Raw genomic sequence first — 21,851 nt, forward strand, 5'->3', positions numbered from 1 at the left:
AGCGAGTTGGGTAAAATCACAAAGACGTTCCCGTATGGCAGCCATACGATCAAGATCGAAACCGGGGAGATTGCCCGCCAAGCTACGGGAGCCGTCATGGCCAGTATGGGCGACACGGTCGTGCAGGTCACGGTCGTGGGTATGCGACAGTCGGCCCCCGACCGCGATTTCTTCCCGTTGACCGTGGATTACCAGGAGCGCACCTATGCAGCCGGGCGCATTCCAGGCGGCTTCTTCAAACGCGAAGGGCGCCCCTCTGAAAAAGAAATCCTGACGTCCCGCCTCATAGATCGTCCTATCCGACCGCTGTTTCCGAAGTCGTTCACCAACGAAGTCCAGATCATCGCGACGGTAATGTCGCTGGATCCCGATATCGACCCGGACATCATTTCCCTGATCGGGGCATCGGCTGCGCTGTCGCTCTCGGGCATGCCCTTCAAGGGCCCCTTGGGTGCCGCGCGAGTCGGTTATCGGGACGGCCAGTACCTCCTGAACCCTAGTATGTCCGATCTTGCCACCTCGGCGCTGGATCTGGTCGTCGCGGGCACGCGCAATGCCGTCTTGATGGTCGAGTCGGAAGCGAAGATGCTCCCCGAGGATGTGATGCTGGGGGCGGTCCTTTTCGGCCACGAGCAGATGCAGGCCGTGATACGGGCGATCGACGAACTCGTGGCGGAGGCGCAAGTGCAGCCTTGGGATTGGACGCCGCCCGCGAAAGACACCGACCTTACCACCGCGATCGCCGCGGTAGTCGGGGCCGATCTTACCGCCGCTTATCAGATTCGGGAGAAGCTCCCGCGTCAGGATCGCGTCGCGGAATTGAGAAACAAGGCCGTGGCCGAGCTTGCGGGCGATGCGCCCAAGCCGAATGCCGACAAGGTCCTGGGCGCCTTCGGCGACCTCGAGAAACGCATAGTGCGTGGGCGGATATTGAGCGGCGAGCCGCGCATCGATGGGCGTGACACGAAGACTGTGCGCCCGATCACGGTACGCACCGGCGTGCTGCCGCGTACGCATGGTTCGGCGCTCTTTACGCGTGGCGAGACGCAGGCCTTGGTCGTGACGACTTTGGGTACGGGACGCGATGCGCAGATGATCGACGCCCTCGAGGGCGAGCGCAAAGACCCGTTCATGCTCCACTACAACTTCCCACCCTCCTCCGTGGGTGAGACCGGCCGTGTGGGCAGCCCTAAGCGCCGCGAGATCGGGCATGGGCGCTTGGCCAAACGGGCCATCGCGGCGGTCCTGCCGGATCTGGCGGAGTTTCCCTATGTGCTGCGGGTGGTCTCGGAGATCACTGAGTCGAATGGGTCAAGCTCCATGGCCACCGTCTGCGGGACGAGTCTGTCGTTGATGGATGCGGGCATAAAGACCAAGGCGCCGGTAGCTGGTATCGCCATGGGTCTCATCAAGGAAGGAGACCGGTTTGCGGTTCTGACGGACATCCTGGGTGACGAAGATCACTTGGGCGACATGGATTTCAAGGTCGCCGGCACCAACGAAGGCGTGACTGCGCTGCAGATGGACATCAAGATCGAGGGCATCAACCGCGAGATTATGGATACCGCCCTGAAGCAGGCGCGTGAGGGCCGGATGCATATCCTTAAGATCATGAACACGGCGGTTCCGGAGGCGCGGCAGGAGATGTCGGAATATGCGCCGCGCATCATTACCTTCAAGATCAACCCCGAGAAGATCCGCGACGTCATAGGCAAGGGCGGGGCCACGATCCGTGCCTTGTGCGAGGAGACCGGCGCGACCATTGATATCGACGACGACGGCGTCGTGAAGATCGCATCGGTGGACAACGCGGCGGGTCAGGAGGCGCGTCACCGCATTGAGCAGATCACGGCAGAAGTACAGGTCGGTATGATCTACGAGGGGCGTGTTGCAAAGCTCATGGACTTCGGGGCGTTCGTCACCATCCTGCCTGGCAAGGACGGCCTCGTCCACATCTCGCAGATCTCTCATGAGCGCGTCGAGAACGTGAGCGAGAAGTTGGCCGAGGGCCAGACGGTGCGCGTGAAGGTGTTGGAAGTCGACAAGCAAGGCCGCATCCGTCTCAGTATGAAGGCGGTGGAAGGCGCATAAAGCCGGGCTCGCAGGACGGTTTTTGTGAGGGCGCGGCGGGACAGTCTCCGGCGCGCCTTCTCTTTTTAGGGCGTTTGTAACTTCGAGGTGATCGCATCATGCAAGGAGCGGATAAGGCAAGCACTCCGGTGGCATCTAATCTACGCGAGGCCATCTTGAAGGACATCCAGGGGGCGGTGCGGCTGTCGATTGCCTATATCGGTGTGAGCGGCGGCCTCTTCGCAGCGGTAGCGCGCTTGGGGGGCGCCACGGCCAAGGCGGTCGCCGAGGCGAGCGGGCAGGATGTGGGCTATGTGGTGCGGTGGTGCGATGCCGCCTACGCCTTTGAACTCCTGGATGAGAGCGCACAAGGTTTTGTGCTTACGGATCTTGGGCGCGCCTTTCTGCCCGATGCCCCGGGGACGCTCATGCCCTTCGCGGTGCAGGGGGTGTTGAGTGCGCATATGGCGGAGCGGGCTGCGGGACTTATGAGAAGCGGGGAACGTCCGGGTGAGTCGGTGCTCGCTGAGCGCGATACCATCCTGCCGTGGTTTGGCCCCATGCTCGAGGCCCAGTTCGGGCCCGTGTTCGAGAGCACCATCCTGCCCGCGCTGCCCGTATACGCGCACGCCGCGGAGCGCAGCGGGTTTGCCATCGATCTTGGCTGCGGCAACGGCTGGTATCTTATGCGGCTTGCGCGCGCCTATCCGAATCTACGATGCCTTGGTGTCGATGGCTTCGAGGAGAACGTGCGCCAGGCCCAGGCCCGCGCCGAGGCGGCGGGCCTGGGGGATCGGGTACGATTCACCACGGGCGACATTTATAGTTTCGAGAGCCCCGAGGCGGCCGACATCATCGCCCTGAATCGCGCCTTACACCATGTGTGGGACGAGAAGGAGCGGGTCTTTACTATTCTGCATGACCATCTGAAGTCCGGGGGGTCGGCCGTGATCTGGGAGCCACATTGGCCCGCCGAGCGCGCTGCGTTGCGGGAGCCCAAGCGGCGCATGGTGGCGTTCCAGAACCTTACCGAGCACGTTCAGGGGAACCATTTTCTAAGGCCCACGGAGATCGCCGAGGCCTTCAAGGCGGCTGATCTGTCGCCGGAAATATTTCAGTTCATGGAGGGGCGTGAGGCGGTGGTGGTCGGTACTCGCTCCTGAGGGGCCGGGCAAGGGCGAGTCGATAGAGGGCGGGATTCCGGGACGCGAGAAAAGGAGATGATCGATGAGGATGCTAGGGAAATGGTTGTCGGCGGTGTTAGTGGCGGGTCTTTTGTCGGCGCCGGCGCTTGCCGAGAACTGGACGCTCTTTCGGCATTACGATTTCCAGAAGCCGCAATTTATTCATGCGCACCCCTTCGCTGAGCAACACCTGGTCGTCCAGGTGGATCAAGGCCGCCCGAGCCGTTGGGCGCTTGCGCTCTCCAATGTCGCCAATGTGCTGAATTATTTTGGTTCCGACAAGATCCAGGTCGTGGTGGTCGCCTACGGCCCGGGCTTGAAGCTACTGTTTGCGAACAGCCGTTTCAAGGCGCGCGTGCAAAGTCTGGACGCGCAGGGCGTGGAGTTTGACGCTTGCCATCAGACGATGCTCGGCATCAAGGCCGCGACCGGCCATCTTCCGAAGCTTTTGCCGCAGGCCGTGGTGGTTCCGGGCGGCGTGGTTCGGATCATGCAGCTCGAGCAGCACGGTTTCAATCTCTTGAAGCCGTGAGGGCCGCGGTTCCTTAAGTACGCCGCGAGGTGTGGTAGGCCTATATGTGGCCTTAGGCGCCCGTGGAGTGGGCGAGGGTGGACTGCGCACAATGCCCCGGCTCTAAGCACATGGCGGGCTCGAGAAAGGTCCGCAGCCGGTCCTCGAGCCAAAAGCGGGGCGCCCAGGGTGTCCCGCCCGAAATAAAGCCCACATGTCCACCGCGCGGGTACATTTCCAGGCGTACGGTGGGCGCGAGTTCCTCGGGATCCGGTGCGCTATGCGGCATCAGGAAGGGGTCATCCGCGGCTTGCACGAGGAGTGTCGGGACCTTGATGTGTCGGAGATAGGGGCGGCAGCTCGCGTGCTGGTAATAGTCGTCGGCGTCGCGAAAGCCGTGCAAGGGGGCGGTGATGGCGCGGTCGAAGTCGCGGAAGTTGCGCAGTCTCTTGAGGGGCGGCGCGGCGTGACCGAGGTGCCGGGCTTTGCGCGCGACCGATTGCCGGAGCCAGCGTAGTAAGACCCATTGGTAGAGTCGCGAGAAGCCGCTATCGAGGCGCTCGGCGGCGCTTGCAAGATCGAAGGGTACCGACACCGCGGCGGCGGCCTTAAGCCCGGCGTCGCCACGGCGCTCGCCGAGCCATTTGAGTAGGACCGAACCCCCCAGCGAATAACCGACCGCGCAGAGACCCTGGTCATGACGGCGGATAATGATGTCGACGACCGCTTGCAGATCCGAGGTCTCGCCGCCGTGATAGCTGCGCGGCAGGTGGTTGGGTTCGCCGCTGCAGCCCCGAAAGTGCATGACCACAGCGTTCCATTGGGCGCTCGCGCACATGCGCAGGAGCCGCGCGATATACGGCGAGCGCGATGAGCCCTCAAGTCCGTGAAGGATGAGCAGGATCGGTCCGGGAGCAGGCGGCGCTCTGAGCCAATCCAGATCGAGGAAGTCGCCGTCAGGCAAGGTGACGCGCTCGCGCGCCAACGCGACCTCCCGCCCCATGCGGTCGATCGAGGCGCCGAGCAGGGTCTGGGTGTGCGGATTGCGCGCCCAGAACGGTGCCTCGAACGGCTTCATTCCGTTCCCTGGTCTCCGAGCTGGCGTATGATGTCGGGGTTCTCGAGGGTGGAGACATCCTCTGTGACTGTCTCGCCACGCGCTACGGCGCGCAGGAGGCGCCGCATGATCTTGCCGGAGCGGGTTTTTGGCAGGTTGTCCGCGAAGCGGATCTCGGCTGGCTTGGCGATGGGGCCTATGCGCTCGCCGACCCATGCTCGCAGTTCCGCGATCCGCGCCTCGCGTGCCGCGCCCGTGGGTCTCGGGTCCCGTGTCACGACGAATGCGCAGATCGCCTCACCTGTTAATTCGTCAGGCCGGCCCACGACCGCAGCCTCAGCGACCAGGGGATGGGCGACCAGGACGGACTCGATCTCCATCGTGCCGAGTCTATGGCCCGACACCTTGAGGACGTCATCGACCCGGCCCATGACCCAGAAGTAGCCATCGGCATCGCGCCGCGCGCCGTCGCCGCTCACATAGTAGCGGCCCTGAAAACGCGACCAGTAGGTCTCGCGATAACGCTCCGGGTCGCCCCAGATCGTGCGCAGCATAGAGGGCCAGGGGCGTTTGATGACCAGGAAACCGCCCTTGTCGGGTGCCGTGACCGGTAGACCCTCCGAGTCTACGACATCCGCGTCGATGCCCGGGAGGGGGAGTGTGCAGGACCCGGGCTTGGTGGCGGTGATGCCGGGGATGGGTGCGATCATATGGACGCCGGTCTCGGTCTGCCACCAGGTGTCCACGATTGGGCAGCGTTCTTGACCTATGACCTGGTGATACCACATCCAAGCCTCGGGATTGATGGGTTCGCCGACAGTACCCAAGACGCGCAGGCGGCTCAGGTCGTAGGCCCGCGGGTAGTCGTCACCGTGTTTCTTTAAGGCGCGGATGGCAGTCGGGGCCGTATAAAAGACGCTCACGCGATGGCGCTCGCAGATCTGCCAGAAACGACCCGGGTCGGGAATGGTGGGGGCGCCCTCGTACATGACCATGGTGGCACCGCAGGCGAGTGGCCCGTAGGCAACATAGCTATGGCCAGTCACCCACCCCACGTCCGCCGTGCACCAGTACACATCGTCCTCGCGAATATCGAAGACCCAGCGCATGGTGAGGATGGTGCCCAGGAGATAGCCCGCGCTCGTGTGCTCGATACCCTTTGGGCGGCCGGTCGAGCCGGAGGTGTAGAGCAGATATAGGGGGTGTTCGCTCGCCAGGGCCACCGGCGCGCATTCGGTGCTCGCCCCCGCCACGACATCGTGCCACCAGAGGTCGCGTCCGGGCCGCCAGTCGATGGGGTTGCCGGCGCGTTTCAGGACGATGACGGCGCGCACCGAGGGGCACTCGTCGACCACCTTGTCGCAGATGGCCTTCAGACCTACGACCCGCCCCCCGCGATGCCCCCCGTCCGCGGTGACGATGATTGATGCCTGAGCGTCTACGATCCGATCCCGCAGGGACTCGCTCGAGAAGCCGCCGAACACGACGGAGTGGATGGCGCCTATGCGCGCGCAAGCCTGCATGGCGATCACGGCCTCCGGCACCATGGGCATATAGATGACCACCCGATCGCCGCTTTTTACGCCTTGGGCCCGCAGGGCATTGGCGAAGCGACCCACCTCGGCCAGGAGTTGCCGGTAGGTAAGTACCCGCACATCGCCCGGTTCGCCCTCGAAGATGATGGCCGGTTTGTCGCCGCGTTGGGCGATATGCCGGTCCAGGCAGTTGGCCGAGACGTTCAGTGTCCCGTCGTCGAACCAGCGGTACTGCGGCGCATCGCTTTCGTCGAGCGTGCGGGTGAAGGGTGTGATCCAATCGATCTCGGCGCGCGCTAATCGTGCCCAAAAGCCTTCGTAGTCGGCCTGGGCCTCGGCCAGGAGTTCTCGGTAGAGCGTCTCGCTCATAGCGCTGCCGCGCCCAAAGTCCTTGGGCGGCGGGAAAAGACGGCTTTCCGTGAAGAGTGACTCTATGGCGTCGTGCGACTCATCGGTCATGATCTAGCTGCTCCTGTAAGCCTGTACCCATTGGTACAGAGGATCTGTCTGCGCGCTTGCAGGGCTTGCGCCTGCCGTGCGTGTTTCTTAGTGCTAGGTTACACCAGCGAACGGGCCCGAAGGACGGGTTTCACCACGTGTGAGGGCGTGCACTGGGGGATTTCCGGGTCACCCTCCCTCGTGGGACAACGAGTCTTGGTGGGCAAGCGTGATCTCGCGCGCGTTTTTCGAAGCCCGAGGGGCGATGAGCTCCGTCCCAAGGTGTATCAGTCGATCTTGAGGGGCCAGTGGGCGTCTTTCGGTCTTTCTATGCCGAATACGATCCTGCATGTCGCGGAGACGCTGACGCCCGAAATGCCCATCGGCGCCGATTGTCTGCGCCTGCTCCCATCGCGATGCGGGCGTTACGGTCATAGGTTTCCATAGCTTCACCCCGTGACGTCGTGTGGCCCTTCGGTCCGGTGCGCCCCGCCTCCTTTGAGTGTTACCTGCACCGGCCTGCCAGGGCACTTGGCGCTTGCGCCGAAGTCGTCCTCTCGTTCCATATTAGCGAATTATAGAGCGGCGCGGGAATACCCAAACCCTTCCGGGGGTGATAGACGCGCCACGGTTGCTGGCGCGGCCCTCGATTATTTGTGCCCCGCGTCGGAATCGTCTGCGGCCGGGGTGGCCCGGTGGCGTCGCACGGCCAAAATGAGCAAGAGCCCGAGGCCCACGGCCACGGCATCATCGATGCCGTGCATATAAGGGTTGAGTTCGCGCCAGTGTTGCCCGAGCCGCAGGCCAATCCAGGCCAAGCCCGCGCACCAGATCGCAGAGCCTATCGTCGAATACAGGATGAAGGGGGCGAGCGGCATGCGTGCCACGCCCGCGGGGAGCGATATGAAGGTGCGCACGATAGGGAGTAGGCGCGCGAAGAAGACCGTCGTCTGGCCGTGACGCGCGAACCAGTCGTGGGCGAGATCGAGGTCGCGCGGTGATATCAGGATTTTGCGCCCGTGACGGCGCAGGAAGGGCAGGCCGCCGTAGGCCCCGAGGGCGTAAGCGGCCAGCGATCCCGTGACACCGCCGATAGTGCCGGCCAGTATGACGCCAACGAAGCTCAGGGTCTTCACGGAGGCCAGATAGCCGGCGAAGGTCATGATGACCTCGGAGGGGATCGGAATGCAGGCGCTCTCCGCCGCCATGAGCGCGGCGATGCCGATGTAGCCCGTCTGGCGGATCGTCATCAGGATCGCGCCAGCCATAGCATGGATCAGGGCATGTATCACAGGCGGCTCCAGGGCTATCTTTTGGGTTGCAGGGAATCGGGGTGTGGCCGCGAGCGGCACGGATTGGGTTGGGTGACGGCGGGAGGTCGCGTCATTGGGGATGGTCCACCCGATGGCCGCGGGGCGGTATCAGGTGGACCTGGGCTTGGGCGTTGACTACGCCATCTGCCGTTCGCGTATCTCGTCTAGGGTCTTGCAGTCGATGCACAAGGTGGCTGTGGGCCGGGCCTCGAGCCTCTGCACGCCGATCTCGACCCCGCAGTTTTCACAATACCCGTAATCGTCGGCGTCGATGCGCGTCACTGCCTCGTCGATCTTTCGGATCAATTTGCGTTCGCGCTCGCGATTGCGCAGCTCGAGCGACATATCTGTCTCCTGGCTTGCGCGATCGTTCGGGTCGGGATGATTGGCTGTCTCGTCCTGCATGGCATGCATCGTGCGAGAGACTTCCTGGATCAGCTCCGCCTTCCAAGCGAGCAGAACCTTACGGAAGTGTTCGCGCTGCCGGTTATTCATGTATTCTTCGCCCTCGGCGACGGAATAGGGCTTTATGCCATGCAGCAGAGTCTGCACTTCCTTTTTCTTGGTGACAGCCATCGATTACTCCTGCGCTCGATACAATGGTAGGGCTTGCGAGCAAGCGGGATTCTATACCAGAAAGGACTGGGACACGCAAGAAAACGTCCGACGAGCGGGGTGTGGCCGGTATTGAGTGACGATAGGGGATCTGAGATGTTGAAGGCATTGATTTTCGATGTGGATGGGACGCTCGCCGATACGGAGCGGGATGGGCATCGCGTGGCGTTCAATCGCGCCTTTGCGGAAGAAGGGTTACCCATAGTCTGGGACGTGCCGCTCTATGGGCAGCTGCTCGCCATCACGGGGGGCAAGGAGCGTTTGCTGCATTTCTTCACGCGCGTGCGCCCCGATCTGCGCCCGGCGGGGGATTCGGACGCCGTGGTGCGGCGCCTACATGCCCGCAAGACCGAGATTTACAGTGATCTCTTGAATGCCGAGGGCGTGCCGCTGCGGCCGGGTGTGCGCCGATTGCTCCTCGAGGCCCGTGCCCGCGGCCTGCGCCTGGGGATCGCGACTACGACCACGGAGAAGAATCTCGAGCCCCTATGGGGCGCCTTGGGCGACGGTGCGCGGGGATGGTTCGATATGGTGGGGGCGGGTGACTGCGTGGCCGCCAAGAAGCCGGCGCCGGATGTCTATGAGCACGTCCTCCGCGGCCTAGGCCTGCCCGCCCAGGCTTGTCTTGCCTTCGAGGACTCTGAGAATGGGCTACGCGCGGCGGTGGCCGCCGGGCTTTGCACGGTCGTCACGGTCACCGACTACACGCGCGATCAGGATCTAGCGGCGGGGCTTTTAGTCGTTGACCATCTGGGTGAGCCGGAGCTGCCGTCGACCCGGCTTTCGGGCGCCCCCTTTGCGGGTCGACTGCTCGACGTCGATGCTTTGAATGCGCTCAGTCGGCTCTGCGAGCGGCGTTGAGGCGGCCATGGAGATCTTTAAGAGTTTCAGGGTCGAGGCCGCGCACCGATTGCCCGGTTTGCCGGAGGGCCACAAGTGTGGGCGGCTGCACGGCCATTCGTTCCGGATCGATGTGCATATTCGGGGTCCGGTCGATGCGACGCACGGATGGGTGATGGATTTCGGGGACGTGAGCGCCGCCTTCCGGCCGATTTTCGAGGATCTCGATCACCACTATTTGAACGATATCCCGGGCCTCGAGAACCCGACCAGCGAGCGCCTCGCGCAGTATGTGTGGGGGCGGCTCGCCGATGTCCTTCCCGGGCTTGCACGTGTCGTGATCCACGAGACCTGCACGGCCGGATGCGCCTATGAAGGCCCGCGCTCAGAGGACCCAAGGTAAGAGATCGGCGGGGGTCGCGAGGAGTCCGTCGGCGCCGAAGCCCGCGGCCTCCTCGGGAGGGGCGTAGCCGAAGGCCACCGCCAGCGCCGACATACCGGCGGCGCGGGCTGCATCGACGTCTCCTTGGTCGTCGCCGACATAGACGCAACGCGCCGGGGCCACGCCCAGAAGGGCGCAGGCGTGCAACAAGGGGTCTGGGTAGGGCTTGGCGCGAGCCGCCGTGTCTCCGCCGACCAGGCAGCGGGCGCGTCCCTGGAGGTCGAGGGCCACGAGCACGCGCTGCGCTAGGTGTTCGGGCTTATTGGTCACGACCCCCCACGGGAGGCCGCGCTCGTCCAGGGCGTCGAGGACCGCGGCGATGCCGGGATTGAGCTCGGTGGCCTGTCCGATCAGGCGATCGTAGTGCGCGAGAAACGCCCCTCGCGCGGCTTCGTAGCCGTCTGCGTCCGGCGCGATGCCGAGTCCCTCCCAAAGCAGGGCGCGCGTTCCCACGGCGGTCGCCCGCCGGATGCGATCCTGATCGAGAGGCGGGCTCCCTGGCGCCCGTAGGGCTTCCAAGGCCAAGGCCAGGTCCGGGGCGGTATTGGCCAGAGTGCCGTCCAGATCGAACAGCACGACATCGCGCTTCACGGTGTGTCGCGTCGTCCGGTGACCAGGTAATTGACACCGAGATCGGATGACAGCGCGAAGTGATGTACCAGCGGCCAGTAACGCACACCGCTCATCGTCGTGACCTGCAGGCCCGCCGCGCGCATCCAGGCGGCGAGTTCCGACGGGCGGATGAAGCGTGCGTATTCATGGGTGCCGCGCGGAAGGATGTTCATCAAGTACTCGGCCCCCACGACTGCGGTGAGCCACGCCTTGGGCGTTCGGTTGATCGTCGAAAAAAAGACCTGGCCGCCGGGCTTGACGAGCCGCGCGCAGGCGCAGATGACCGACGCGGGGTTCGGGACATGCTCAAGCATCTCGAGGCAGGTTACGACATCGAAGGATCCGTCCGCGCCATCGCGCGCGAGGTCCTCCACAGAGGTCTCGCGGTAATCTATGGTCAGACCGCTCTCTATGGCATGCAGGCGCGCGACGAGCAGGGCCTCGTGAGCGAGATCGATGCCGGTCACGGTCGCCCCCTCGGCGGTCATGGCTTCGGCCAGCAGCCCCCCGCCGCACCCCACGTCCAGCACCCGCAGCCCCGCCAGTGGGGCGCGGTCCTTGATGAAGCGCAGACGCAGGGGGTTCATGCCGTGCAGGGTCTTGAGCGGGCCATCAGGGTCCCACCACTGGCCGGCGACCGCCTCGAATCGTTGCAGTTCTTTGGGATCGGCGTTCTGCGCCACGGTCATGAGACCTCTCCGGGATCGGATGCACGTATCTTATCACGCCAGGCCGCTGCCCGACCGATGATCGCCTTTTCGTCCAGGGTCAGCGGGCGGCGGCCGGCGAGCAAGGCCCGCCCCGCGACCCACACATGCGTGACCTGGTCGCGGCTGGCGGCATAGACAATCTGCGAGATCGGGTCGTATAGGGGTTGGGTGGCGGGGACATTCAGGTCCACGGCGATCAGATCCGCGCTCTTGCCGACCACGAGCGAGCCCGTGTCGGCGGCAAGCCCGAGGGCTCGTGCCCCGTTTAAGGTCGCCATCTCGAGCGCGTAGGCGGCCGGCACCGCGGTCGCATCGCCGCTCGTGCCCTTGGCAAGCAGGGCCGCGGTGCGCATCTCGCCGAACATGTCGAGGTCATTGTTGCTGGCCGCGCCGTCGGTGCCTAGGGCCAGGTTGACGCCGGCGTGTGCAAGCGCCGTCGCAGGACAGATGCCGGCGGCGATCTTCAGGTTGGATTCTGGGCAGTGGACCACGCTCACCCCGCGCTCGGCGCATAGCGCGATCTCGTCTGGCAGTAGCTGCGTCATGTGCACGGCCATGAGGTCCGAATGCACGATGCCGAGGCGGTCTAGGCGCGCGAGTGGGCGCACACCGTGATTTTGCAGAGAATGCTCGATCTCGCCTGCGGTCTCGTGGATGTGCATATGCAGTCCGATATCGAGTTCGTCGGCGCGCACGCGGATGCGCGTTAGGGTCTCGTCGGAGACCGAATAGGGGGCGTGGGGCGCGAGCAGCGGCTTGACGAGCGGATCATGGCGCCATTTGTCGCACAGGGCGATGCCGCGACTCAGGTATTCCTCCGGGTCGCGGGCCCAGGCGGTCGGTACGTCGATGACCACAAGGCCCAGTACCGCACGCAGACCGGCCTGCGTGGCTACGCGCGCGGTCTCGTCGGCGAAGAAGTACATATCGGCGAAGCAGGTGGTGCCGCCTTTGATCATCTCGAGCGCGGCGAGCGCGCTGCCATCACGCACGAAATCGCTGTTGACGTAGCGGCCCTCGGCCGGCCATATGTGCTCGTGCAGCCATTGATGGAGCGGCAGATCGTCGGCGAGCCCTCGAAAGAGTGTCATGGCGGCGTGCGTATGTGCGTTGATGAGGCCTGGGAGCAATGCGTGGCCTGGGAGGTTCACCGTGACGGCGGCTCGTGGCGCCTTGTTCTGTGGTGCGATGGCGGCGATGCGTCCGTCGCGTACGAGTAGGGCGTGGTCGCGCAGGACCTGGCCGCGCGGTTCGACGGGGATGATCCAGCTGGCCTTGAGACACAGATCAAAATTCATTGTGGCCTCGGGTGCGGTGGGCGCTTAGCGTGTGTGCGCGGTCTTGGTGCGGAAGGTCCCGGTCTCCACGACCCGACCTCCGTCGAGGCGGACAAAGGAGTTACAGAAGTCCCGGACCTGCTGCTCGTTGTGCGAGACCAGCACGATGCTCATGCCGTTGCGTCGGAGACTCGCGATCCTGTCGTGACATTTCTCCTGGAAGGCCGCGTCGCCCACCGCCAGGATCTCGTCGGCAAGCAGGACATCCGGTTCGAGATGCACGGCGATCGCGAACGCAAGTCGCATGTACATTCCAGAGGAGTAATTCTTGACCGGCGTATCGATGAAATGGGCGAGCTCAGAGAATTCGACGATGTCGTCGAAGCGACCTCGCACGTCCTTGTTGCGAAATCCATAGAGGCTCGCGTTCAGGTACACGTTTTCCTCGCCTGTCAGCTCCGGGTGGAAGCCGACCCCGAGTTCTATGAGGGGCGCGACCCGTCCGCGCGTGATGACGCGGCCCGAGGTCGGCTTCAAGATGCCCGCGATTACCTGCAGGAGCGTACTCTTGCCCGAGCCGTTGCGGCCCATGAGGCCTATGGCCTCGCCACGGCGCACCGTGAACGACACGTCGGAGAGCGCCTGAAAGTGCTCATGATGCGTGCGCCAGCGGTCCTTGAAGAGCCCCACCACCTTGCCTTTCAGGCTATCGACGCGATTGTGGTGGAGGATGAATTCTTTCGATACGTGCTCGACCTGCACGACCTCGTCCGGCAATGAGCGCATCAAAGGCGCTCCACGAGCGAGTCGGCGTAGCGATTGAAGACGAAGAGCCCGACCGTAAGGCTCGCCACGGTCCATGCCGCCGCCATGGCGAGGATGTGCCAGCTTGGCAGTTGTCCGCTATAGAGGATGCCCCGGAATATCAGGACATAGTCGACGAGCGGGCTCACGGCGAAGAGTTGGCGGAGGTGGGGCGGGATCCTGTGATATTGATAGACGATGGGTGTCACCCAGAACAAGAAGAGCAATATCACGTCGACTAAGTGCTTTAAGTCCCGGAAGAGGACGTTCAAGACCGATAGGATCAGCGTGATCCCGAAGGTGAACGCTAAAAAGAATAAGAGAACGACCGGATAGGCCATGAGCACCGGATGGAGCTTGCCGCCCAGGAACGGGTAGAGAATGAAGAGCAGTACGATGGCCAGAAGCCAGAGCACGACATTGAAGACCACAGACGAGATCGGTACGAGCAGGCGCGGGAAATAGATCTTTTTTACGAGTCCGGCGTTGGCGAGCAGCGTGTCGCAGCTTTGCCCCGTGATCTGACTGAACAGATTCCAGTGGAGGAGTCCCGCCATGAGGTACAGCGGATAGTTCGGCAAGTTGGACTTGAAGACGTCTGAGAACACGAAGACATAGAGCCCGATCATGACGAGCGGGTTGATGAGTGACCAGAGGAAGCCCAAGGCTGCTCCCTGGTAACGCACCTGGATGTCCTTGCGCACGAAATTCCGGAGCATGTCGCTGTAGGCGAGCAGGGACCGCAGTCCGCTTACAGAGGGGCCCGTCAGGGGGATGTGTTCGAGAGTTTTTGCCATAGACTCAACGAAAAAGCGATCTTTGCCATGATAGCATCATTGCGGGACATTGTGTCTTGGGTCTTGGGGGACGTGTGGTGAGTGATGTTCTATACGATAAAGTGCGTGCTGTCGAATTCTGTGATGGCGCCGTTCATCTGCTGGATCAGCGCGTCCTGCCCGGGACTTTGCGCTACGAGATCTATACAAGCGCATCCGAGGTCGCGCGCGCCATCAACGCTATGGTGGTCCGTGGGGCGCCCGCCATCGGGGTGGCGGCCGCATACGGCGCCGTGCTTGCGGTGACTGCGGCCTATGGTCGTGCGCCGCACGATTGGCGGGCCGCCGCCGCCCCCGATTTTGCCTTGCTGCGCCAGAGCCGTCCGACCGCAGTGAACCTCGGCTGGGCGCTGGATGTGATGGAGTGCGCCCTGCGTGATGTGGGCGAGGGTTCACCTATCCCGATCGTCGAGGCTGCGGCACGGCGTCTGCATGACGAGGACATCGCCGCAAACCGGCGCATGGGTGCGTTCGGGGCGGCGCTGCTACCCCCCGCGGCTCGGGTCCTCACGCATTGCAATACCGGGGCGCTCGCGACCGGCGGCTTTGGGACCGCGCTCGGGGTTGTGCGGGCTGCCGCCGCGAAAGCGGGCATCAGCATGGTTTATGCGGATGAGACGCGTCCCTGGTTGCAGGGGGCACGACTCACGGCCTGGGAGCTCGTGCAGGAGGGTCTGCCGGTGACGGTGATCGCCGACAGCGCCGCTGCGGCTCTCTTGCGATCGGGGACGATCGCGGCGGTCTTGGTCGGGGCCGACCGTATTGCCGCCAATGGCGATACCGCCAACAAGATCGGGACCTATGGACTTTCCGTGCTGGCGCGCCATCACGGCGTTCCATTCTATGTGGTGGCACCTATCAGCACCATTGATCCGGCCACCGCCTGTGGCGCCGACATCCCGATCGAGGAGCGCGCCGCGGCCGAGGTGCTGTCCTGCCAGGGGGTGGCCCATAGCCCGGTGGGTGTCTCTGCTTGGAACCCGGTCTTTGATGTGACCCCTGCCGCCCTTATCGATGCCTTGATCACCGAGCGCGGGGTGGTCGCACGCCCCGACGCCGATCGCATCGCGCGCCTGTTGGCGCAGCCTGCAGGCGCCTAACGCAGGCGCCTGCATCCGCTCTCCCGTGGCCGCCCGCGCGGCGGCCACCCTTCTTGTGGGGCTCCGCTTGGTGTGTCGCCGCAGTCGATCAGTGATCGCTACTATAATAAAACGCCAATGTCTCTGACCTGGATCAAAACAGGGCTTGCTCTACCCCTTTAGGATGAGCCCGCTCGGCCCGGTATTCCTCTTCCGGTATAGCCCGAGTTCAGGGGGGCGTTGGGAGTGTATCCGAGGGCGGTCTGCGGCAGCGCAGTCCCTCTTGGGGCCGCTCGCGCGCTTTGAGCAACGTCTACGAGGCTTAACCGAACATGCCAACGAACAGGTTGCGACCGAGGGGATGGCTTGGTCTCCTTTCTCTTTTCCCGCTACTAGCCCTCGGGGGGTGTGCGCACCAGCGCGGTGGGGATGACTTTTGGATGCTGGACCCCAAGGGCGTCATCTCGGCGACCCAAGACCATTACCTTACCCTCGACGTGCTCATCATGCTCTTGATCATCGTGCCGACGGGGATCTTCATCGTCTGGGCGATGCGTCACTACCGTCGCGATGGCGGGCGCGGGCGCCACGATGCCCGCTGGGACCACTCCTACGCCCTAGAGGCCTTGGTGTGGGGTATCCCGATCCTTACGGTCGGTGTCCTCTCGTACTACTCGGTCAAGGCGATCTACGCCGTGAATCCCTATCGCCCGACAGTCATGGCCCGCGCCACCCACGCCAAAGACCCACTCGACATCGACGTGATCTCCACTGACTGGCAATGGGTCTTCATCTATCCCCAACAAGGTATCGCTACCGTCGATCGGCTCGTGATCCCCAAGGGGGTAGCCGTGCGCTTTCGCTTGACGTCGGCGACTGTCGTCAACGACTTCTATATCCCGCAACTCGTCGGAATGATCGATGTGATGCCGGCTATGCGTGTGCGCCAATCCCTATTGGCCTCGCGTACCGGGACCTATGAAGGCTATTCCGCCAACTTCAGTGGTGCCGGCTTCTCGTGGATGGACTTCGAGACCCAGGCCGTATCCCGTTCGGCGTTTCGTGCCTGGGTCGCCCGTGTCCAGGGCGCGCCGGCCCATTTGAGCTATGCGGCCTTCGATCAGGTCGCGCAGCCTACGATCAATATCCACGGGCGTGTCGCGTATTTCTCGCAGGTCCAGCCGGGACTCTTTCGGCATGTGGTGGCGCAGACCGCCGCCGGCAAGACCTATCCGACGCCTATGGCCATGACTGAGAACATGACGCGCTACCTCAAGGCCCAGGCCCGTCGCGACGCCCACAATCGAGATTAAGGAGAGGAACCGGTCATGCTCGTGCACATCGATGGGCCATGGAGCCCGCTGCTCGGCCGCTTGGCGCTGAGCGAGATTCCCTACAACAATCCGATCCTCATCGGAACCTTCGTCTTCGCGGCGCTGCTTGCCGTGATCCTTGGGGGTCTCGTCACTTACCTTGGTCTCTGGCGCACTATTTGGCGCGACTGGTTGACCTCGGTCGACCACAAGAAGATCGGCATCATGTATATCCTTATAGGTCTCGTGATGCTGTTTCGTGGCTTCATGGACGCCGTTATGATGCGCGCCCAGCAGGCCATGGCGGTCGGGCCGCATTCGGCCGGCTACATGGACTCGCCGCACGGCTATCTCACGCCCTATCATTTCGATCAGATCTACACGGCGCATGGCACCATCATGATTCTGTTTGCCGCCACGCCGCTTTTGGTCGGGATCATGAACATCCTGGTGCCCTTGCAGATTGGGGCCCGCGATATGGCCTACCCCTATCTCAATGCCGTGTCGCTTTGGCTCACGGCGGCGGGCGCCGCGCTCGTCATGGCGTCTCTCTTCATAGGGGACTTCGCCCATGCCGGCTGGTTTGGCATCGTGCCTGTCATGGAGCTGCCTTACAGCCCCGGGGTCGGCGTCGACTACTGGATGTGGGCCTTCCAGCTGAGCAGTATCGGCACGACCCTGGGCGGCATCAACCTGCTCGCCACCATCGTCAAGATGCGCGCGCCCGGTATGACATGGGGGCGGTTGCCGATTTTCACCTGGGCCTCTCTGAGCGCCAACCTTATAAGTCTCTCGACCTTCCCGGTCTTGAGTGTCGCGTTGGCATTACTTGCCCTCGACCGCTATCTCGGGACGCACTTCTATACGGCGGGCCTCGGCGGGAATCTGATGCTGTATAACGATCTCTTCTGGATATGGGGACACCCGGAGGTGTATTTCGTTATCCTCCCGGCGTTCGGCATGATCTCGGAGATCATCCCGACCTTTTCCGAGAAGCCGCTCTTTGGCTATCTCGGGATGGTGCTTGCCTCCCTCGGTATCGCCGGCGTGTCGTGGGGGGTCTGGCTCCACCATTTCTTTACCATGGCAGCGTCGCCCGCCGTGAACGCCTTTTTCAGCATTACGACCATGGCGGTCGGCATCCCCACGGGTGTCAAGGTCTTCAATTGGGCATTTACAATGTTTCGAGGGCGCCTGCGCTTCGAGCTGCCCATGATGTGGGCCTCGGCGGCCCTGTTCTATCTGCTCGTGGGCGGACTCACCGGCATGATGAACGCGTTTACGACTAATGATTACATGGTCCACAACAGTGTCTTTGTGGTCGCCCACTTTCACATGATGCTATTGCTTATCGTCTACGCCATTTTCGGGGGTGTGAACTATTGGTTTCCGAAGGTCTTCGGCTTTCGCCTGGAGCAGCGCTTCGGAAAAATATTCTTCTGGTTGTTTACGGCCGGGACAGCGGTGGTATTCATCCCGATGTTCACCCTGGGCTTTATGGGCATGACCCGGCGTTTGGCCTATGTCGCCTTTCCGCAGTGGAGGCCGCTCCTCGATATCGAGGTCGTGGGGATCGTGATCTACCTACTGTCCGCGGTGTTCCTGGTCGCTCAGCTCTATGTGAGCTTCCGCGACCGTGCCCAGAATCGCGCAGGCCTTGACGCGTGGGAGACTTCGCGCAGCCTCGAATGGATGACACATTCGCCCGTGCCCTTCTACAACTTCGCAGTCACGCCCGAGGTGCATGCGCGCGATGAGCGGGCGTGGCGTGTGGAGCACGGCGTCGACACCATGCGTCCAGAGCGCTACGAGGATATCCATATGCCGCGCAACACTGCGATCCCCTTGTGGTTGGGGGTGCTCTCCTTCGGTCTGGCCTTCGGTCTCGTGTGGCGGATGTGGTGGCTCACCGAGGTCTGCGGGCTCGCCATCTTCGCGCTCATCGTGATCCGGTCTTTCGACCGCGACACCGATTACACGATCCCCGCCGCGGATATCGAGCGCATGGAGCGCGCCATCCGTGACGTTCCGAGCGGGCGCCCGGTCGTTACTGGCGTCGGAGGCGCGGTGCCGGCGTTCCGGCAGGGTGTGTAAACGGCCGCGCGACCCGGGATGCGGATGCTTAAGTGCGTCCCGGGTCGCAGCCCATGCGGCTATTGAGATCGGAACTATGCATTGCAGGAGAGGAATCGATGAGTGTGACAACGAGTAGTACGCTGGATGCCAAGGGAAGTCCGATGTGGTCATCCGGTCACGGTCATGACGTCATATCGACGAAGACATTGGGCTTCTGGCTCTACATGTTGAGCGATGCCATGATGTTCACGGCCTTGTTCGCGGCCTACGCGGTGCTTGGGCACGCGTTCAACGCCGCGGGCGGCCCATGGGTGAGGGCGGTGGCCCACGCCGGTGTCGCTTTTAAGGAGACCTACTGGCTCTTTGGAAGTGTTCTGGCCTATGGGTTGGCGATGATGGCCCTGAAGAAGGGGAATCGCGGCGGGGTCTTGCTGGGGATCGCTGCAGCTTTGGTGATCGCGCTTGGCTTTCTCGCAGTCGATGGCCGTGAGGTGCTGGATCTTTTTCGGATGGGCGCCCTGCCCGAGCGTAGTGGTTTCCTTTCGGCCTTCTTTACGCTCGTGTTCTATCACGGTCTGCATGTGGTGGTGGGGATCGCCTGGATGGCTGTTATGCTCGTTCAGGTCGCTTCCGTGGGGCTGACCGAGAAGGTGGTCTATCGGTTGCTCAATCTGCGGCTCTTCTGGCACTTCCAGGCCGTGATGTGGGTTTTTATGTTCACCTTTCTCTATCTGCGAGGCGCAATTGTATGACGCATACTACGGATAATGCCTGGGAGCATCCCGAGGTGCAGCTGGCCGGTGGCGGTTATATCGTAGCCTTCGTCGTGGGTTTGGCCCTTATGGGTCTGTCGTTATGGATGGTTCGGGGGCACGTCTTTGCCCCGACTGGGCTTGCCGTCGCGATATCGGCGCTAGCGGCGGTCGCCGCGTTCGTGCAATGCGTGCTGCTCCTTCACATGACTGTCTCGCGGACGCAGGTTTGGCATACGGTGGCACTGGTTTTATTCATCCCCTTGTTCGTGATCACCATAGGGCTCACTTCGTGGATGTTCCACGGGCTCTATCGCCGCACCATGATGATGCCCTCGGCGCACTTGAGCGCGCCCGCCACGCCCACGCAGCCGCGCGGCGCCTAGCCCTCGGGGACCGGCTTGCGATGTCGCGCGCCGGTCCCCTCTTTGTGGGGTCGCGTGCCGTTGGATAAGCCCTGTTACCGGGGGGCCGATGAAGGCTGCATCGTGCGAGGGAGTCGACCTTCAGCCGGATCCTGCGATTCTGGGAGTGTCCGGGGGTGGGTGGGTTGTTTGTGTCTCGGGCCGCGACCGGGAGCCTGCACCGATACCAGAGAGAGGTCGTGTCCCGCAAGCACGCAAGCATCCCGCCGCGAACTACTGGGTGGCTGGGTTATTTCCCAACCGTACTCCCCATGAGCTCTGCGTGCGCCGACCGCGATCGCGCAGGGGCCCTTTAGGGGCGTCCAGCACAACCCCCAACGTGCGGACCTTCGCATTGAGCACCATCTCCGCTAAAGCCGCTTACTTCAACGCCTAAAGTTGCCTCTAAGCGTTTCGCCTCCGCCATAACACGCCCACGTTTTCAGGTCCTGGCGGTATCTTCTTCATTGTGTGTCAATCGCCACGAGAGAAGCGTAACCTCGGGCAAGTCACCGACGGCTGTCGCGGCATTAACGAGTACGCTTTTCTCGATCGCCGTCAATGTATGCAGATCGCCGTCCTCAAAATAGACGAGGGCCTTGAGGCTTTCGCTCGGTTGAAAAGTCGGACCAAAAATCAGCCGCGCGGCCGCTAGGCCGTGGGCCAAGCTGACACCGGCTTGAAGCATGGCGGCGATATCCCGGTAATCCTTCGCCTCCGCCCGTTGAAGCACGACTTTGACCTTGGTGGCTATCAAATCTTCCAGCGACGCCACCTGTAACACGCCGTCCTCAGAAATATCGGGTTGGCCGACCCGACCAAAACCTATGTTTCCGAAGAATGACACATGGACGCTGCCGGGCTCCGAATCGCCGCAGGGCACTATAACGCTCCAGGTATCACCTTTGTCCAGAAGCGAGGTCGCACGCGCCATAAACGGGAGCGCCCCTTTGATCGCGTCGCGGTCCACGGGTCTTTCTGAAAAAAAATCGAAGTCGATAGACGTTCGGTGCCCCAAACGAAGAGCGATGGCTGTGCCACCATACAAGACAAACCCCAGGTCCGCAGCTCTACGTAATTGGTGCCACAGGCGTTTCTGTGCCGCGGGTAAGATATTCCAACGAGGTTCGAAAGTCGACATCACGAAAGCACCCGAACAGGCAACGGCGGTACGCGATCCACCTCAGCAAGCCCTAGGCGATAGTGCCAATAGGCCCAAGAGCGGGCGCTGAACTGCCCGGCTTGCGCCTGAGACAGGACCTCCCTCAGTACGCCATTACCTACCGTGGCCACGAGCCTTTGCACGTCTCCATAATCGCCCCTGTCCATGACCTGGGCGATGACGCGCTCCGGCATCGCGATCGCCTCGTTAGGCGATTTCCACCAGATGTATTTCTGGGCCATGAGTTTCAGGATTTCCGGATCCACACCGATCATCGGGCTCGCTCCGTTTCACCAAAAACCCGCGTTCATTATACAGAAATACGCCAACCGAGTCGGAGTCAAATGCGCCTCTGGGGGGAGGAAAAGCTAAACGCTGCATTTCGCGCTTGCTCGGACTTCGTTTCGTCGTTCTGGAGCCATTTTCTGGACTGTAAACCGAGTTGTGGGCGGGTTACGCCCTGGATGGTCGCAGCGTAGCGGCCGAGGTAGAGATTGGCCAACGCACAGGCAACGAACAGCCGATGGGCGTTTTTCTCAAGACCTCGTTACTGGCCGCACCTTTGAGGTTTCGAGTCTCGCGACACATCTCACGGTATAAGGCGAGCGCTTAAGGGTCATCGCGCGGATTAGCGAATCGAAGCGCTCGCGCGCGGCAACGTGCAGGTGGCGGGAATGATTTCGCCCGCGTCACGATGCGCATTCTCAACACAAACGAGGATCCGGGAGACCGTGGACGGATCAGATCGTCGAAGACCCAATTTCCTCCAGGCGGGCCCTTCGAGCCCGTAGTTCCGCAATATCTCTGAGCGCCAGACCGGG

21 protein-coding genes are annotated in these 21,851 nt (G+C 62.8%); 10 read left to right on the forward strand and 11 right to left on the reverse strand.

Annotated elements, in window-relative coordinates; genetic code table 11:
- Positions 1 to 6: 6 nt before the first annotated feature.
- From pnp to ACYCTF_RS00425, 3 genes are all read left to right on the forward strand, one after another.
- The gene (gene pnp / locus ACYCTF_RS00415) at positions 7 to 2,091 is read left to right on the forward strand and encodes a polyribonucleotide nucleotidyltransferase (protein ID WP_461282214.1); all 2,085 of its coding nucleotides are present in this window, start codon (positions 7 to 9) and stop codon (positions 2,089 to 2,091) included.
- A gap of 128 nt (positions 2,092 to 2,219) precedes the next feature.
- Positions 2,220 to 3,233, forward strand: coding sequence for a class I SAM-dependent methyltransferase (locus tag ACYCTF_RS00420; RefSeq protein WP_461284402.1), 1,014 nt, complete (start codon positions 2,220 to 2,222; stop codon positions 3,231 to 3,233).
- 64 nt (positions 3,234 to 3,297) lie between these two features.
- Positions 3,298 to 3,786: a DsrE family protein gene (locus ACYCTF_RS00425; RefSeq protein ID WP_461282216.1), complete on the forward strand. Its 489-nt coding sequence runs from the start codon at positions 3,298 to 3,300 to the stop codon at positions 3,784 to 3,786.
- 52 nt (positions 3,787 to 3,838) lie between these two features.
- Here ACYCTF_RS00425 and ACYCTF_RS00430 read toward each other — a convergent pair whose 3' ends face one another.
- The 4 genes from ACYCTF_RS00430 to dksA all read right to left on the reverse strand — a co-directional run bounded on the left by ACYCTF_RS00430 (position 3,839) and on the right by dksA (position 8,684).
- Positions 3,839 to 4,843 carry a hydrolase gene (locus ACYCTF_RS00430; protein WP_461282217.1) on the reverse strand — a complete coding sequence of 335 codons (1,005 nt, stop codon included), beginning with the start codon at positions 4,841 to 4,843 and terminating at the stop codon, positions 3,839 to 3,841.
- The gene (gene acs / locus ACYCTF_RS00435; RefSeq protein WP_461282218.1) at positions 4,840 to 6,816 is read right to left on the reverse strand and encodes an acetate--CoA ligase; all 1,977 of its coding nucleotides are present in this window, start codon (positions 6,814 to 6,816) and stop codon (positions 4,840 to 4,842) included. Before acs ends, ACYCTF_RS00430 begins: the two co-directional genes overlap by 4 nt.
- Before the next feature lie 629 nt (positions 6,817 to 7,445).
- Positions 7,446 to 8,087, reverse strand: a complete 642-nt coding sequence (locus tag ACYCTF_RS00440; RefSeq protein ID WP_461282219.1) for a DedA family protein — start codon at positions 8,085 to 8,087, stop codon at positions 7,446 to 7,448.
- A 156-nt stretch (positions 8,088 to 8,243) separates the two neighbouring features.
- The gene (dksA, locus tag ACYCTF_RS00445; protein WP_461282220.1) at positions 8,244 to 8,684 is read right to left on the reverse strand and encodes an RNA polymerase-binding protein DksA; all 441 of its coding nucleotides are present in this window, start codon (positions 8,682 to 8,684) and stop codon (positions 8,244 to 8,246) included.
- Positions 8,685 to 8,819: 135 nt separating this feature from the next.
- Between dksA and ACYCTF_RS00450 the strand changes: the two genes are divergently transcribed.
- Together ACYCTF_RS00450 and queD are read left to right on the forward strand one after the other, a co-directional pair.
- The gene (locus ACYCTF_RS00450; RefSeq protein ID WP_461282221.1) at positions 8,820 to 9,584 is read left to right on the forward strand and encodes an HAD-IA family hydrolase; all 765 of its coding nucleotides are present in this window, start codon (positions 8,820 to 8,822) and stop codon (positions 9,582 to 9,584) included.
- 7 nt (positions 9,585 to 9,591) lie between these two features.
- Positions 9,592 to 9,966 carry a 6-carboxytetrahydropterin synthase QueD gene (gene queD, locus ACYCTF_RS00455; RefSeq protein WP_461282222.1) on the forward strand — a complete coding sequence of 125 codons (375 nt, stop codon included), beginning with the start codon at positions 9,592 to 9,594 and terminating at the stop codon, positions 9,964 to 9,966.
- On the opposite strand, the gene gph is transcribed toward queD, so the two are convergent.
- The 5 genes from gph to ACYCTF_RS00480 are packed head-to-tail and all read right to left on the reverse strand — an operon-like array spanning position 9,949 to position 14,205.
- Positions 9,949 to 10,596 (reverse strand): phosphoglycolate phosphatase, encoded by a 648-nt coding sequence (gph, locus tag ACYCTF_RS00460; RefSeq protein WP_461282223.1) that lies wholly within the window; start codon positions 10,594 to 10,596, stop codon positions 9,949 to 9,951. The two genes, queD and gph, sit on opposite strands and share 18 nt — an antisense overlap.
- Positions 10,593 to 11,306 (reverse strand): bifunctional 2-polyprenyl-6-hydroxyphenol methylase/3-demethylubiquinol 3-O-methyltransferase UbiG, encoded by a 714-nt coding sequence (ubiG, locus tag ACYCTF_RS00465; protein WP_461282224.1) that lies wholly within the window; start codon positions 11,304 to 11,306, stop codon positions 10,593 to 10,595. Before ubiG ends, gph begins: the two co-directional genes overlap by 4 nt.
- Complete coding sequence (locus ACYCTF_RS00470) at positions 11,303 to 12,625, reverse strand: TRZ/ATZ family hydrolase (RefSeq protein WP_461282225.1); 1,323 nt, start codon at positions 12,623 to 12,625, stop codon at positions 11,303 to 11,305. The genes ubiG and ACYCTF_RS00470 overlap by 4 nt, the downstream gene beginning before the upstream one ends.
- A 24-nt stretch (positions 12,626 to 12,649) precedes the next feature.
- On the reverse strand, positions 12,650 to 13,381 hold the full coding sequence (locus ACYCTF_RS00475; RefSeq protein ID WP_461282254.1) for an ABC transporter ATP-binding protein: 732 nt from the start codon (positions 13,379 to 13,381) through the stop codon (positions 12,650 to 12,652).
- 8 nt (positions 13,382 to 13,389) lie between these two features.
- Positions 13,390 to 14,205, reverse strand: a complete 816-nt coding sequence (locus ACYCTF_RS00480; RefSeq protein WP_461282226.1) for an ABC transporter permease — start codon at positions 14,203 to 14,205, stop codon at positions 13,390 to 13,392.
- Between the two features lie 77 nt (positions 14,206 to 14,282).
- Between ACYCTF_RS00480 and mtnA the strand changes: the two genes are divergently transcribed.
- The 5 genes from mtnA (at position 14,283) to ACYCTF_RS00505 (ending at position 19,850) form a co-directional block, all read left to right on the forward strand.
- Positions 14,283 to 15,344: an S-methyl-5-thioribose-1-phosphate isomerase gene (mtnA, locus tag ACYCTF_RS00485; protein WP_461282227.1), complete on the forward strand. Its 1,062-nt coding sequence runs from the start codon at positions 14,283 to 14,285 to the stop codon at positions 15,342 to 15,344.
- A 419-nt stretch (positions 15,345 to 15,763) separates the two neighbouring features.
- The gene (locus ACYCTF_RS00490) at positions 15,764 to 16,636 is read left to right on the forward strand and encodes a ubiquinol oxidase subunit II (protein WP_461282228.1); all 873 of its coding nucleotides are present in this window, start codon (positions 15,764 to 15,766) and stop codon (positions 16,634 to 16,636) included.
- Positions 16,637 to 16,651: 15 nt separating this feature from the next.
- A complete protein-coding gene (locus ACYCTF_RS00495; protein WP_461282229.1) occupies positions 16,652 to 18,730 on the forward strand; it encodes a cbb3-type cytochrome c oxidase subunit I in 2,079 nt (692 codons plus the stop codon).
- 98 nt (positions 18,731 to 18,828) lie between these two features.
- A complete protein-coding gene (locus ACYCTF_RS00500) occupies positions 18,829 to 19,464 on the forward strand; it encodes a cytochrome c oxidase subunit 3 (protein WP_461282230.1) in 636 nt (211 codons plus the stop codon).
- A complete protein-coding gene (locus ACYCTF_RS00505) occupies positions 19,461 to 19,850 on the forward strand; it encodes a cytochrome O ubiquinol oxidase (protein WP_461282231.1) in 390 nt (129 codons plus the stop codon). Before ACYCTF_RS00500 ends, ACYCTF_RS00505 begins: the two co-directional genes overlap by 4 nt.
- Positions 19,851 to 20,310: 460 nt before the next feature.
- Here ACYCTF_RS00505 and ACYCTF_RS00510 read toward each other — a convergent pair whose 3' ends face one another.
- Both ACYCTF_RS00510 and ACYCTF_RS00515 read right to left on the reverse strand, forming a co-directional pair.
- Positions 20,311 to 21,009, reverse strand: coding sequence for a nucleotidyl transferase AbiEii/AbiGii toxin family protein (locus ACYCTF_RS00510; protein WP_461282232.1), 699 nt, complete (start codon positions 21,007 to 21,009; stop codon positions 20,311 to 20,313).
- Positions 21,009 to 21,305 (reverse strand): hypothetical protein, encoded by a 297-nt coding sequence (locus ACYCTF_RS00515; RefSeq protein ID WP_461282233.1) that lies wholly within the window; start codon positions 21,303 to 21,305, stop codon positions 21,009 to 21,011. Before ACYCTF_RS00515 ends, ACYCTF_RS00510 begins: the two co-directional genes overlap by 1 nt.
- Positions 21,306 to 21,851: the final 546 nt, after the last annotated feature.

The sequence above is a fragment of the Acidiferrobacter sp. genome, from assembly GCF_054609335.1.

Excerpts from the sequence above, each read along its gene's own strand:
- ACYCTF_RS00425 (WP_461282216.1), top strand. The coding sequence starts at position 3,298 with ATGAGGATGCTAGGGAAATGGTTGTCGGCGGTGTTAGTGGCGGGTCTT.
- ACYCTF_RS00430 (WP_461282217.1), bottom strand. The coding sequence starts at position 4,843 with ATGAAGCCGTTCGAGGCACCGTTCTGGGCGCGCAATCCGCACACCCAG.
- acs (WP_461282218.1), bottom strand. The coding sequence starts at position 6,816 with ATGACCGATGAGTCGCACGACGCCATAGAGTCACTCTTCACGGAAAGC.
- dksA (WP_461282220.1), bottom strand. The coding sequence starts at position 8,684 with ATGGCTGTCACCAAGAAAAAGGAAGTGCAGACTCTGCTGCATGGCATA.
- ACYCTF_RS00450 (WP_461282221.1), top strand. The coding sequence starts at position 8,820 with ATGTTGAAGGCATTGATTTTCGATGTGGATGGGACGCTCGCCGATACG.
- queD (WP_461282222.1), top strand. The coding sequence starts at position 9,592 with ATGGAGATCTTTAAGAGTTTCAGGGTCGAGGCCGCGCACCGATTGCCC.
- ubiG (WP_461282224.1), bottom strand. The coding sequence starts at position 11,306 with ATGACCGTGGCGCAGAACGCCGATCCCAAAGAACTGCAACGATTCGAG.
- ACYCTF_RS00470 (WP_461282225.1), bottom strand. The coding sequence starts at position 12,625 with ATGAATTTTGATCTGTGTCTCAAGGCCAGCTGGATCATCCCCGTCGAA.
- ACYCTF_RS00480 (WP_461282226.1), bottom strand. The coding sequence starts at position 14,205 with ATGGCAAAAACTCTCGAACACATCCCCCTGACGGGCCCCTCTGTAAGC.
- ACYCTF_RS00490 (WP_461282228.1), top strand. The coding sequence starts at position 15,764 with ATGCTGGACCCCAAGGGCGTCATCTCGGCGACCCAAGACCATTACCTT.
- ACYCTF_RS00495 (WP_461282229.1), top strand. The coding sequence starts at position 16,652 with ATGCTCGTGCACATCGATGGGCCATGGAGCCCGCTGCTCGGCCGCTTG.
- ACYCTF_RS00500 (WP_461282230.1), top strand. The coding sequence starts at position 18,829 with ATGAGTGTGACAACGAGTAGTACGCTGGATGCCAAGGGAAGTCCGATG.
- ACYCTF_RS00505 (WP_461282231.1), top strand. The coding sequence starts at position 19,461 with ATGACGCATACTACGGATAATGCCTGGGAGCATCCCGAGGTGCAGCTG.
- ACYCTF_RS00510 (WP_461282232.1), bottom strand. The coding sequence starts at position 21,009 with ATGTCGACTTTCGAACCTCGTTGGAATATCTTACCCGCGGCACAGAAA.
- ACYCTF_RS00515 (WP_461282233.1), bottom strand. The coding sequence starts at position 21,305 with ATGATCGGTGTGGATCCGGAAATCCTGAAACTCATGGCCCAGAAATAC.